This is a genomic window from Pseudomonas sp. (assembly GCF_050739775.1).
In the GTDB taxonomy this organism is placed as follows: Bacteria; Pseudomonadota; Gammaproteobacteria; order Pseudomonadales; family Pseudomonadaceae; genus Aquipseudomonas.
Genome location: NZ_JBOICA010000047.1, coordinates 1 through 12,795, shown reverse-complemented (window position 1 = coordinate 12,795; position 12,795 = coordinate 1). Strand labels below are relative to the sequence as shown.

9 protein-coding genes are annotated in these 12,795 nt (G+C 61.4%); 8 read left to right on the top strand and 1 reads right to left on the bottom strand.

Annotated features, from left to right (window positions below):
• Window positions 1–176: 176 nt before the first annotated feature.
• The 8 genes from panB (at window position 177) to ACRESH_RS20680 (ending at window position 11,985) form a co-directional block, all read left to right on the top strand.
• A complete protein-coding gene (gene panB, locus ACRESH_RS20715) occupies window positions 177–977 on the top strand; it encodes a 3-methyl-2-oxobutanoate hydroxymethyltransferase (protein WP_431743724.1) in 801 nt (266 codons plus the stop codon).
• Window positions 974–1,831 carry a pantoate--beta-alanine ligase gene (gene panC, locus ACRESH_RS20710; protein ID WP_431743723.1) on the top strand — a complete coding sequence of 286 codons (858 nt, stop codon included), beginning with the start codon at window positions 974–976 and terminating at the stop codon, window positions 1,829–1,831. The genes panB and panC overlap by 4 nt, the downstream gene beginning before the upstream one ends.
• A 124-nt stretch (window positions 1,832–1,955) precedes the next feature.
• Window positions 1,956–3,620, top strand: a complete 1,665-nt coding sequence (gene pgi / locus ACRESH_RS20705; protein WP_431743722.1) for a glucose-6-phosphate isomerase — start codon at window positions 1,956–1,958, stop codon at window positions 3,618–3,620.
• An 87-nt stretch (window positions 3,621–3,707) separates the two neighbouring features.
• Entirely contained in the window at window positions 3,708–5,642 is a 1,935-nt protein-coding gene (gene acs / locus ACRESH_RS20700; protein ID WP_431743721.1) for an acetate--CoA ligase, read from the top strand.
• A 39-nt stretch (window positions 5,643–5,681) separates the two neighbouring features.
• Complete coding sequence (locus ACRESH_RS20695) at window positions 5,682–6,551, top strand: oxygenase MpaB family protein (RefSeq protein ID WP_431743720.1); 870 nt, start codon at window positions 5,682–5,684, stop codon at window positions 6,549–6,551.
• A 125-nt stretch (window positions 6,552–6,676) separates the two neighbouring features.
• Window positions 6,677–7,855, top strand: coding sequence for an acetyl-CoA C-acetyltransferase (locus tag ACRESH_RS20690; RefSeq protein ID WP_431743719.1), 1,179 nt, complete (start codon window positions 6,677–6,679; stop codon window positions 7,853–7,855).
• A 79-nt stretch (window positions 7,856–7,934) separates the two neighbouring features.
• Entirely contained in the window at window positions 7,935–8,951 is a 1,017-nt protein-coding gene (locus ACRESH_RS20685; RefSeq protein WP_431743718.1) for a class I SAM-dependent rRNA methyltransferase, read from the top strand.
• Window positions 8,952–9,042: 91 nt separating this feature from the next.
• Complete coding sequence (locus tag ACRESH_RS20680; protein WP_431743717.1) at window positions 9,043–11,985, top strand: DUF748 domain-containing protein; 2,943 nt, start codon at window positions 9,043–9,045, stop codon at window positions 11,983–11,985.
• A gap of 188 nt (window positions 11,986–12,173) precedes the next feature.
• Here the strand turns inward: ACRESH_RS20680 and ACRESH_RS20675 are convergent, their stop codons facing one another.
• Window positions 12,174–12,524: a BON domain-containing protein gene (locus ACRESH_RS20675; protein ID WP_431743716.1), complete on the bottom strand. Its 351-nt coding sequence runs from the start codon at window positions 12,522–12,524 to the stop codon at window positions 12,174–12,176.
• Between the last annotated feature and the right edge of the window lie 271 nt (window positions 12,525–12,795).

The window sequence follows — 12,795 nt, the reverse complement described above, 5'->3', positions numbered from 1 at the left end:
CCCCCTCCCTCACGACTATAGGCGTCCGGTGGCGCCTGCGCGCCGCAAAAAGGCGTATATAGGCCTGGAACAGGTCGTAATTCAAACACCACGATCGATGATGTGCTGTTCCAGAAGATGAATACACGCGTTGTACGCAGTCGTTTTTCACAGCGCCTGAATGAGGACTCCTTTTCATGCCAGATGTAACCCTGACCACCCTACAGAGCCTCAAAGCCAAGGGTGAGAAAATAACCATGCTGACCTGCTACGACGCAACCTTCGCCCAGGCTGCCAGCCGTGCCGGCGTGGAAATCCTGCTGGTGGGTGACTCCCTGGGCATGGTCCTGCAGGGTCATGACAGTACCTTGCCGGTGACCAACGCCGAGATGACTTACCACACCGCCTGCGTCAAACGTGGCAACGAAGGCGCATTGATTCTCGCTGACCTGCCATTCATGGCGTGTGCCACCATCGAGCAGGCTTTCGCCAACAGCGGCGCCCTGATGCAAGCGGGCGCGCACATGGTCAAAGTCGAGGGCGCCGCCTGGCTCGCAGAAACCATCCGCCTCCTGGCCGAACGCGGCGTTCCTGTTTGCGCTCATATGGGCCTGACCCCGCAGACCGTGAATATCCTCGGCGGCTACAAGGTCCAGGGCCGCCAGGAAAACCAGGCGCGGCAAATGCGTGCCGACGCTATCGCCCTGGAGCAGGCTGGCGCGGCGATGCTGCTGCTCGAATGCGTACCCAGCGAGCTTGCCGCTGAAATCACCCAGGCGGTGAGCATTCCGGTGATCGGTATCGGTGCCGGTAGTGCGACCGATGGTCAGGTGCTGGTGCTGCACGACATGCTGGGCTTGTCGTTGACAGGTCGAGTACCAAAGTTCGTGAAAAACTTCATGGCCGGCCAGAGCGACATCCAGGGTGCGCTCAAGGCCTACGTAACAGCGGTCAAGGACGTCAGTTTCCCAGGTAGCGAACACGGGTTCAGTGCATGAATACAGTCAAGACCGTCCGCGAACTGCGTGCCGCCGTGGCGCGGGCGCGCAGTGAAGGCAAACGCATCGGCTTCGTGCCGACCATGGGCAACCTGCACAGCGGCCACGCCGCGCTGGTGACCAAGGCCGCACAGCGCGTCGATTTCGTGGTGGCAAGCATCTTCGTCAACCCGCTGCAGTTCGGCCCCGGCGAAGACCTCGACAAGTACCCGCGAACCCTCGCCGCCGACCAGGAGAAACTGCTCCAGGCCGGTTGCCACCTGCTGTTCGCCCCCACCGTCGAAGAGATGTACCCCGACGGTATGGACGGCCAGACCCGCGTCAACGTTGCGCAGCTGTCTGAAGGCCTTTGCGGCGCCAGCCGTCCGGGCCATTTCGAAGGTGTGGCGACGGTGGTCAGCAAGCTGTTCAACATGGTCCAGCCGGACCTGGCCGTGTTCGGCCAGAAAGACTTCCAGCAGTTGGCGGTGATCCGTGCCCTGGTACGTGACCTGAACATGCCGATCCAGATCATTGGCGAGCCAACCGTGCGCGCCGAGGACGGTCTGGCGCTGTCGTCGCGCAATGGCTATCTGAGCGAAGAGCAGCGTGCCGTTGCGCCAGCGCTGTATCGGTTGCTGAGCGGGATGGCCAGCGCTATCGAACAAGGCGAGCGCGACTACCCAGCCCTGATCGCCAGCGGCCAGCAACAGCTGGAACACGCCGGTTTTCGCCCGGACTACCTGGAAGTTCGCCAGGCCCTGAGCCTGCGTCCAGCGACGGCCGAAGACCGCGATCTGGTGATCCTGGTCGCAGCCTTCCTCGGTGCTACCCGCCTGATCGACAACCTGCACCTGAATCTCGACGACAAGTAACCAGGTCGCCAACCGAGCCCACTCCCTGTAACCCAGGCTGCATGCCTATAATTGGCATCAGCCTGCAAACAGCGCGCTGTTTTCAGTGTCCAAGGCAGTTCACGCAATAAGGAAACCTGCAGCGATGGCGTATTACCGCACCCCTCATGATGTTACTGCCCTGCCCGCCTGGCAGGCGCTCCAGCAGCACCGCGAAGCCATGCAGGACTTCAGCATGCGCGACGCATTCAATGCCGAGCCGCAACGCTTCGAACAGTTCTCCCTGAGCACCTGCGGACTGTTTCTCGATTACTCGAAAAACCTGATCAATGGCCAGACCCGCCACCTGCTGGTCAACCTGGCCAATGAAGTCGGCCTGCAAGAAGCGATCAAAGCCCTGTTCGCCGGCGAGACTCTCAACGCCTCCGAAGGCCGTCCTGCCCTGCACACCGCGCTGCGTCGGCCGGTAGGCGACAAGTTGAGCGTCAATGGCGTCAACGTCATGCCGGAGGTGCACAAAGTCCTCAACCAGGTCACCGAACTGGTCGGTCGCATTCATGATGGCCTGTGGCGTGGCTACAGCGAAAAACCCATCACCGACGTGGTCAATATCGGCATTGGTGGCTCGTTCCTCGGCCCCGAGCTGGTTTCCGAGGCGCTGCTTCCCTACGCCCAGCGCGGCGTCCGCTGCCATTACCTGGCCAATATCGACGGCAGCGAGTTCCATGAACTGTCGGCCAAACTGCGTGCCGAAACCACGCTGTTCATCGTTTCTTCGAAATCCTTCAATACCCTCGAAACCCTGAAAAACGCCCAGGCCGCCCGCGCCTGGTACCTGGCCCAGGGTGGCTCGGAAGCCGAGCTGTACAAGCACTTCATTGCGGTTTCGAGCAACAAGGCCGCCGCCGTGGCGTTCGGTATTCGCGAAGAGAACATCTTCCCGATGTGGGACTGGGTCGGCGGGCGTTATTCGCTGTGGTCGGCCATCGGCTTGCCAATCGCCCTGGCCATCGGCACCGCTAACTTCAAGGAACTGCTGTCCGGTGCCTACACCATGGACCAGCATTTCCAGAACGCACCGTTCGAACAGAACATGCCGGTACTGCTGGCCCTGCTCGGTGTCTGGTACGGCAACTTCTGGGGTGCGCAGAGCCACGCGATCCTGCCGTACGATCACTACCTGCGTAACATCACCAAGCACCTGCAACAGCTGGACATGGAATCCAACGGCAAGAGCGTTCGCCAGGACGGTACGCCGGTCAATCACGACACCGGCCCGGTAATCTGGGGTGGCGTGGGCTGTAACGGCCAGCATGCCTACCACCAGTTGCTGCACCAGGGCACCCAGCTGATTCCGGCGGACTTCATCGTCCCGGTGGTCAGCTTCAACCCGGTTGCCGACCACCATCAGTGGCTGTACGCCAACTGTCTGTCGCAGAGCCAGGCGTTGATGCTGGGCAAGACCCGCAGCGAGGCGGAAGCCGAATTGCGTGGCAAAGGCATGGCCGAAGCCGAGATCCAGAAACTCGCCCCGCACAAGGTGATCCCGGGCAACCGTCCAAGCAACACCCTGGTGGTGGAGCGCATCAGCCCACGCCGACTCGGCGCGCTGGTGGCAATGTACGAACACAAAGTATTCGTGCAGAGCGTAATCTGGGGTATCAACGCTTTCGACCAGTGGGGCGTGGAGCTGGGTAAAGAGCTGGGCAAGGGCGTCTATCAGCGCCTGACCGGCGGCATCGAGGACGCTGCCGAAGACCCTTCGACCCAGGGCCTGATCAACTTCTTCCGCAGCCGCCACCGCGGTTGATCGCCTGCGTTACCCCTGGCTGAGCGAACACAGCCAGGGGTAACGGCTACACTGTTCTGACAAAAACAATCAGGACAGGACCCCGCCATGTTCGATATCAGCGCCTATCCCCACGCCGATGCCGTCAGCAAAGCGGCGCAACTGAGCCAGGCCGAGTATCAGCGCCTGTACCGCCAGTCAATTGAAGACCCCGATACCTTCTGGGCCGAACAGGCCAAGATCCTGGACTGGATCAAGCCTTGGAGCCGTATCCAGCAGAGTGACATGAAGACCGGCCAGGCCACCTGGTTCAAGGATGCCCGCCTCAATGTCAGCTACAACTGCATCGACCGTCACCTGGCCACGCGGGGTGAGCAGCCGGCAATCATCCGTGAAGGTGATAATCCTGCCGATTCCAGCGTCATCACCTACCGTGAGCTGCATCGTCATGTCTGCCGCCTGGCCAATGTGCTCAAGCAACGCGGGGTAAAAAAAGGTGATCGGGTATGCATCTACATGCCCATGGTCCCGGAAGCTGCCTATGCCATGCTCGCTTGCAGCCGCATCGGCGCAATTCATTCGGTGGTGTTCGGTGGCTTCTCGCCCGACGCCCTGCGTGATCGCATCCTCGACGCCGACTGCCGCACCTTGATCACCGCCGATGAAGGCGTTCGCGGCGGCAAGACGGTGGCGCTGAAGAACAACGTCGACAAGGCCCTGCTCAGTTGCCCGGATGTCAGCACCGTGGTGGTGATCAAGCGTACCGGTGGCCAGATTGACTGGAGCGAGGGGCGCGACCTCTGGCACCACGAGGCAATCAAGCAGGTCAACGATGACTGCCCGCCCGAGCCGATGGACGCTGAAGACCCGCTGTTCATCCTCTATACCTCCGGCAGCACTGGCAAACCCAAAGGCGTGCTGCACACCACCGCTGGCTACCTGCTGCAGGCCACCCTGACCTTCAAGACCGTGTTCGATTACCGGGAAGGCGAAGTGTTCTGGTGCACCGCCGATGTCGGCTGGGTCACCGGGCACAGCTACATCGTCTACGGACCGCTGGCCAACGGTGCGATCACCTTGATGTTCGAAGGCGTGCCCAACTACCCCGACGCCTCGCGCTTCTGGCAGGTGGTCGACAAGCACAAGGTGAACATTTTCTATACCGCCCCCACCGCCCTGCGCGCCCTGATGCGCGAAGGGGATGGCCCGCTGAAAAACACCTCACGCAGAAGCCTGCGCCTGCTCGGCAGTGTCGGCGAACCGATCAACCCGGAAGCCTGGGAGTGGTACTTCAATGCGGTAGGCGAGCAACGTTGTCCTGTGGTGGACACCTGGTGGCAGACCGAAACCGGCAGCATCATGATCAGTCCGTTGGTGAGTAGCCGACGGATCAAACCCGGTTGCGCCACCCAGCCGATGTTCGGCGTACAACCAGTGCTGCTGGACGACCAGGGCAAGCTCATCGAAGGGCCCGGCAGCGGCATGCTGGCGATCAAGGCCAGCTGGCCTGGGCAGATCCGTAGCGTATATGGCGACCCGCAACGAATGATCGATACCTACTTCAAGCCACTGCCCGGCTACTACTTCACCGGCGACGGTGCTCGCCGCGACGAGGACGGCGACTTGTGGATAACCGGGCGCATCGATGACGTGATCAACGTCTCCGGGCACCGCATCGGCACCGCCGAAGTCGAAAGCGCCTTGGTATTACACGACAGCATCGCCGAGGCCGCGGTTGTCGGGTACCCTCATGACCTCAAGGGGCAAGGTATCTATGCCTTTGTCACGCCGATGAACGGGGTGACCCCGGGAGACCCGCTCAAGCAGGAGCTGTTGGCCCTGGTCAGCAAGGAAATCGGCAGCTTCGCCAAGCCGGAACTGATCCAGTGGGCCCCGGCCCTGCCCAAGACTCGCTCAGGCAAGATCATGCGGCGCATTCTGCGCAAGATCGCCTGCAATGAGCTGGACAACCTGGGCGACACCTCGACCCTGGCCGACCCCAGTGTGGTCCAGGGCTTGATCGACAAACGTTTGAATACATAACCGGCAGCACGTCCTGGCTGCCTCGCGCGCAAGGTAACCATGGAAGCGATTCGCCGCCGTATCGAAACCCAGGTGATGAGCCTGACCGGCTTGTCCCTGGGGCAACTTGACCTGGAAAACCCCAAAGGTGACCCCGGGCTGTTCGGCCCGGACAGCATCAGTTGGCGGGTGCACGGCGACTTCCCGAGCATGCTGGTGGGCGGTATCAGTGCCTTGCTCCTGCAACTGCTGCATCCGCTGGCCCTGGCCGGGGTCTGGGATCACTCCAACTTTCGCCAGGACCTGTTGGGGCGCCTGCGCCGCACCAGCCAGTTCATCTCCGGCACCACTTTCGGCGCCACTGGCGATGCCAACTGGCTGATCGAAAAAGTCCGTACCATTCACCTGCAGGTGGTCGGTAGCGCCGCCGATGGCCGCCCCTACGCGGCCAGTGATCCCGACCTGTTGACCTGGGTGCACGTGGCCGAGGTCAGCAGCTTTCTTGCCGCCCATCTGCGTTACCGCAACCCGAAGCTGTCTCTCGCTGAGCAGGACGCCTACTACGCCGAAATCGCCCTGATCGCCGAACGCCTGGGGGCCCGTGATGTACCGTGCTCGCGCCAGCAGGTAACCGACTACCTGCAGGCCATGCGTCCACAGTTGCACGCTGATGAACGCAGCCATGAGGTGGTGCAGGTACTGCTTGATGCACCCGCGCCCAGCCGCCTGGCCAAACCGGTGGCTAGCCTAATGTTGCGTGCGGGCATCGATCTGCTGCCTGACTGGGCCAGCGCCATGCTGGAACTTCAGCAGCATTCCTTGCAACGGCGCTTTATCCGCCTGGGCATCAACACTACTGCCCCGGTGCTGCGCTGGGCCATGCGTGATGGCTCGGCGCATCGAGCGCGGCGGCGCATGGCTATCCGCTAGACGCGACCAAGCGGTTCGCCATTGGCAGTACCCTGAGCATCTATGCCACCATGACGGTTGATCAAGGCCCCACAGGGGCCTGTGCTGTTCTGACGCCAAATCGAATAAGAGTGAGGACCCGCGCCATGCAAGACGTCGTTATCGTTGCCGCCACCCGAACCGCTGTCGGTAGCTACCAAGGAGCGCTGGCCGCTATTCCCGCCGTCGACCTCGGCGCTGCGGTGATTCGCCAACTGCTGACCCTGACCGGCATTGATGCCGAACTGGTCGATGAAGTGATCCTCGGCCAAGTGCTGACCGCCGGTGCCGGACAAAACCCTGCGCGCCAGGCCGCGATCAAGGCTGGCCTGCCCCACGCGGTGCCCGCCATGACCCTGAACAAGGTCTGCGGCTCCGGCCTCAAGGCCCTGCACCTGGCTACCCAGGCAATTCGCTGCGGCGATGCCGAAGTGATCATCGCGGGCGGCCAGGAAAACATGAGCTTGGCCAACTATGTGATGCCGGGCGCCCGTACCGGCTTGCGCATGGGTCACAGCACGCTGATCGACAGCATGATCAGCGACGGCCTGTGGGACGCCTTCAACGACTACCACATGGGCATCACCGCCGAGAACCTGGTGGAAAAGTACGGCATCAGCCGTGAAGACCAGGACGCCTTCGCCGCCGCTTCCCAGCAAAAGGCAGTCGCTGCCATTGAAGCCCGGCGCTTCGTCGACGAGATCACCCCGATCCTGATCCCCCAGCGCAAGGGCGATCCGATTGCCTTCGCCACTGACGAACAACCGCGTGCCGGTACTACCGCCGAATCCCTGGGCAAGCTCAAGCCAGCCTTCAAGAAAGACGGCAGCGTCACTGCCGGGAACGCCTCGTCGCTCAACGACGGCGCCGCTGCCGTCATGCTGATGAGTGCGGCCAAGGCCCAGCAGTTGGGGTTACCGATCCTGGCGCGGATCAAGGCCTACGCCAATGCCGGCGTGGACCCGGCGATCATGGGCATCGGCCCGGTCAGCGCCACCCGCCGCTGCCTGGAAAAAGCCGGTTGGGAGCTGGCTGACCTGGACCTGATCGAAGCCAACGAAGCCTTCGCCGCCCAGGCCCTGTCAGTGGGCAAGGAACTGGGCTGGGATGCCAGCAAGGTCAACGTCAATGGCGGCGCCATTGCCCTTGGCCATCCGATCGGGGCCTCGGGTTGCCGGGTGCTGGTAACCCTGCTGCATGAGATGATCAAGCGTGACGTCAGCAAGGGCCTGGCCACGCTGTGCATCGGCGGCGGCCAGGGTGTAGCCCTGGCGATCGAACGCTGATAACTGCGGGAGGGGCTGCAACGGCCCCTCCTCTGGCTTGAACTGATAAACTGCACGTCCGCAAACCAAGGCCACGTGCATGTCCCTCTTGAATCAGGCGCTGCGCGCCGCCCTCGACGCCCGCCAGGGCCTAATCGCCGAACTGCATGCCCAGGGCACCGACTGCTATCGCCTGTTCCATGGCAGCCAGGAAGGCGCCAGCGGCCTGACCGTGGACCGCTACGGCCCGCAGTTGCTGGTACAGAGCTTCCACCAGACGCTTGAATCCATGACCTTGCTTGAACTGCACGCCCTGGTTGAAGCGCACCTTGGCCTTGAGCTGCTACTGGTCTACAACGACCGCTCCCAGGGCAACAGCCGCATCGATCGCCGTGATCCGGTGTACCAGGCCAGTGAGAACGCCCTGGCCGATCATGTCGGCCATGAGTGGGGCCTGAACTACCGTGTCCGTGGCCGCCATGCCGGGCAGGACCCGCTGCTGTTCCTCGACCTGCGCAACGCCCGCGGTTGGGTCAAGCAACACAGTGCCGGTAAACGTGTGCTGAACCTGTTTGCCTATACCTGCGGCGTCGGCCTCAGCGCTGCAGCGGGCGGCGCCCGTGAGGTGTGCAACCTGGACTTCGCCGAAGGCAACCTGGCGGTGGGCAAGGAGAACGCTGCACTCAACCCTCAGCTGGCGCCGATGAGTTTCATCCAGTCCGACTACTTCCCGGCGATCCGTCAGTTCGCCGGCTTGCCCATCAGCCAGCGCCGCGGTCACAAGCTTCCGCCCTACCCACGCCTGGAGCAGCGTCAGTTCGACCTGGTGTTTCTCGACCCGCCGGCCTGGGCCAAGAGCGCCTTCGGCACCGTCGACCTGCTGCGCGACTACCAGAGCCTGCTCAAGCCGGCACTGCTCAGTACTGCCGAGGACGGTGTACTGATCTGCTGTAACAACCTGGCCAAGGTCAGCCTTGACGACTGGCGCGGGCAAGTGTTGCGCTGCGCCGAGAAAGCCGGGCGGCCGGTACGCGACTGGCAGGTACTTACACCGGCCAGCGACTTTCCGTCGCAGGACCAGCAACCACCACTGAAGACCTTGATTCTTCAGCTCTAAAACAAAAACCTGGTTATTTCCGAGCTATCTTCGGAACCGTTTTTACGTGCCATACTCCAACCACTTCCGTTCCAGACAGACGACGCCGCACATGCCCAAAGGATTGAAACGCGCCCTCGGCGCCATGTTGGCCGCTTTGGCCCTGTACAGCCTGCTTGGCTTTCTGATTCTTCCTGGGGTTGCCCTGCGTATCGCCAACCAGCAACTGGCCAACTACGCCACGGTGCCCGCGCACTTGCAGCGTATCGAGCTCAACCCGTTCAGTCTTGAGCTGAGCCTCTGGGGCCTGCAGATTGGCGAGCCGGGCAAGGAGCAGGTTGGATTCGAACGCCTGTATGCCAACCTGCAGGTCGATAGCCTGTGGACCGGCGCCCTGCATCTGGCAGGCATCGAGCTGGACAAACCGCGAACTGAACTGCTGTTCGCCAAGGATGGCAGCCTCAACCTCTCGCAACTGTTCAAACTGCCTCCCAGCGAGCCAAAACCAGAGGCACCGCCCAGTGATCCATTCCCGGTACGTATCGGCAGCATCAAGCTCAGCGAAGGTTACCTGCACTTCCAGGACCTGCGCCCCAGCGAGCCGATCGAGTTCCTCTACGACTCGATGAACCTGGAGCTGAAGAACCTCAGCACCCTGCCCGACGACAACACCGACATGACCTTGGTCGCCATTGGCCCAGGCGGCGGTCGCATCGACTGGAGCGGGACCTTCAGTGTGGTCCCCCTCGCTTCTGAGGGTACCTTGAAGGTCAGCGACGGCAAGATGAAAGCCTTTTGGCCTTATGTCCGTGATGCCGTACCGCTGGTGCTGGAAGAAGGCGTGGTCAACCTCGACACCCACTACAAGCTGAACCTGTCGAAGGAAACCGAGCTGCTGCTCGACAACACCTCGGTCAGCATCGCACCCTTTGCCATCAAGGCGCCGGATGGCCGTCCACTGGCACGCCTGGCACGACTGGATGTCAGCGAAACCTCGGTAGACCTCGCCAAGCAACTGGTCACCGTGGGCAAGATTCGCAGCGAGAAACTGGAAACCTGGGCCGCCCTGGAGGCGGATGGCCAACTCGATTGGCAAAAACTGTTCGCCAGCCAGCCGGCCAAAGCAACGCCAAAAGAGAAGGCCGAGCCTGCCGCGGCCGAACCAGACAGCCAGGCGCAAGCAGCGGCGGCCGAGCCAGGCAAGCCCTGGCAGGTCTTGCTCAAGGACGTGCAGTTACGCAATTACCAAGTGCATCTGGCCGACCGTTCGCAGAAGGAACCGGTAGCCCTGGATGTCGGACCGCTGAATCTTGACCTGCAAAACTTCGACAGCCTCAATCAATCGCCTTTCACCCTCAAGCTCGATACCGGTGTGGGTAAGCAAGGCAAGTTGCAGGCTGCCGGTGAGGTCAACCTGGCTCCGGTTACCGCCACGCTCAAGGTCAGTACCCAGGACATCGACTTACGCATTGCCCAGGCCTACATCACCCCGTACATACGCCTGGAGCTGCGTAGCGGCATGCTCGGCAGTGATCTCAACGTCAACCTCAGCAACGTTGAACCACTGGCCTTCAGCATTGACGGCAAGGCTCAGGTCAACCAGCTGCATACCCTGGACACCATCAAGGACCGCGACTTCGTCAAATGGCAGCAGCTCAACCTCGACGGTTTGTCCTATCGCCACGGTGATGCCCTGAGCATCGCCAAGGTCAGCCTGAAGCAGCCCTACGCACGCTTCATGATCAACGAAGACCGCACCACCAACGTCGATGACCTGCTGATCCCACAAGCGGCCACCGCACAAACCAGTGCCCAGGCGAAAACCAAGGCGCCGGCCAGCAGCGACAAGCCACTGGGTATTCGCATCGGAGCAATCGACATCAACGACGGCTCGGCGAACTTTGCCGACTTCAGCCTGACGCCCAACTTCGCCACGGCTATCCAACAGCTCAATGGTCAGATTGGCACCATCGACAACCGCCAGCCCAAGCCGGCCAAAGTCGATATCAAGGGCAAGGTCGATCGCTATGCGCCAGTGACCATCAAAGGCGCCCTGAACCCCTTCGACCCGATGGCCAGCCTTGATATCGCCACCAGTTTCAAACGTGTCGAGTTGACCACCCTGACGCCTTACTCGGGCAAGTTCGCCGGGTTCCGCATCCGCAAGGGCCGGCTGAACATCGATCTGCACTACATCATCAGCCAGGGCCAGCTCAAGGCCGAGAACAAGGTGGTGGTCGAGCAACTGCAACTGGGCGAGAAGGTCGACAGCCCGGATGCGGTGGACCTGCCGATTCGCCTGGCAGTGGCCTTGCTCAAGGACACCGAGGGCAAGATCTCCATCGAACTGCCGGTTAGCGGGGATTTGAACGATCCCCAGTTCAGCGTCATGCCCATCGTCTGGCAGACCTTGCGCAACCTGGTACTGCGCGCCGCCCAGGCGCCGTTCAAGTTCATCGGTGGACTGGTCAGCGGTGGCGAGGCCCAGGACCTGGGCAACGTTGCCTTCGCCGCCGGCTCCAGCGATCTGGCGCCCGATGCGCAAGGCGCCCTCGACAAACTCGCGGCTGCACTCAAAGAGCGCCCAGCCCTGCGCCTGGAGATCGAAGGCACCAGCGCCCAGAGCAGCGACGGGCCGTTGATTGCCCAGCAGCGTCTGGAGCGTGAGTACCAGAGCACCTACTACAAGATCCTCCAGCGTCGCGGTGACAAGGTACCGGCCCAAGCCTCGGAGCTGAAAGTCCCGGATGGCGACAAACCGGCGATGCTCGAAGGCATCTACCGCACCCGCATGAAGCAGCAGCCACCGGCCGAATGGGAACAGCTGGAGCGCGAGCAGCGCACCAACCAACTGCGCGATGCAGTGCTCAAGTCCTGGGGTGAAAGCGCTCTGCTGCTACGCCAGCTGGGTCAAGCCCGGGCCAGTAGCATCAAGGACTATCTGGTCGACAAGGGCAAGCTGGAAGATGATCGGGTGTACTTCATTGATGCCAGCCTCGGCCAGGCAGAAGCAGATGGCCGGGTGATCACGCCGCTGCATCTGGATGCGGAGTAACAATCGACCGTAGGAGCGGATTCATCCGCGAAGGGTCGCAAAGCGGCCCCAGAAGATAGGACTGCTACGCAGCCCTTCACGGATAAATCCGCTTACAGAGATGCGTCGCCTCCCCAATAAAGAAGCCCCGGCAACCAGTGCCGGGACTTTGAGTGACCAAGTCGTTATGGTCTTTCGCATGAACCTGTTTAGTCGGTTTTCAGGCCATCAGCCGACACGGCCTTAACACCTTTGATGTTCTTGGCGATAGTTACCGCCATCTCTTTCTGTGCAGCAGTCAACGCGACATCCGAAGACAGGGAAACCACACCTTTGTTGGTCTCGACCTTGATGTCAGTGCCTGGTACGCCTTTTTCGGTTATCAGGTCAGCTTTGACCTTGGTGGTGATCCAGGTGTCTGAGGTCGCTTCTGTTGCTTTGGTCATTTCACCGGCAGCAACGGTCAGCGGCGCCTGGGAAGGCTGTTGGGCGAAAGCCGCGTTAGCCATGGTCAGGGTCAGGGCGGTGGCAGTAGCGGCAGCAATAGCGAACTTCTTCATACGAGACACTCCTGTTTTTCGAAAAGTCTGCGCTGTAAGTCCTGGCAGCAGGGATATGGATATCATTGCAGGGCCTTGGCAAAATCTTGCGTACAAGATGCAAGTTCACTAGATCATTGTAGCCGACATAAAAAAAGGATCCCGAACAGACTGTGTGAAAACACGCTGACAGGCCTTAAGCCAAACGCCCCGACTTGTTCGGGGCGTTTGTTTTTGTGCTGTAAAAGGCCTTTCAGCCCATCAGTTGCATCATTTTTCGGGCACCCAGGAC

Bases quoted from the DNA above. Each gene is read 5' to 3' on its own strand.
- panB (WP_431743724.1), top strand. From the start codon at position 177: ATGCCAGATGTAACCCTGACCACCCTACAGAGCCTCAAAGCCAAGGGT.
- panC (WP_431743723.1), top strand. From the start codon at position 974: ATGAATACAGTCAAGACCGTCCGCGAACTGCGTGCCGCCGTGGCGCGG.
- pgi (WP_431743722.1), top strand. From the start codon at position 1,956: ATGGCGTATTACCGCACCCCTCATGATGTTACTGCCCTGCCCGCCTGG.
- acs (WP_431743721.1), top strand. From the start codon at position 3,708: ATGTTCGATATCAGCGCCTATCCCCACGCCGATGCCGTCAGCAAAGCG.
- ACRESH_RS20695 (WP_431743720.1), top strand. From the start codon at position 5,682: ATGGAAGCGATTCGCCGCCGTATCGAAACCCAGGTGATGAGCCTGACC.
- ACRESH_RS20690 (WP_431743719.1), top strand. From the start codon at position 6,677: ATGCAAGACGTCGTTATCGTTGCCGCCACCCGAACCGCTGTCGGTAGC.
- ACRESH_RS20685 (WP_431743718.1), top strand. From the start codon at position 7,935: ATGTCCCTCTTGAATCAGGCGCTGCGCGCCGCCCTCGACGCCCGCCAG.
- ACRESH_RS20680 (WP_431743717.1), top strand. From the start codon at position 9,043: ATGCCCAAAGGATTGAAACGCGCCCTCGGCGCCATGTTGGCCGCTTTG.
- ACRESH_RS20675 (WP_431743716.1), bottom strand. From the start codon at position 12,524: ATGAAGAAGTTCGCTATTGCTGCCGCTACTGCCACCGCCCTGACCCTG.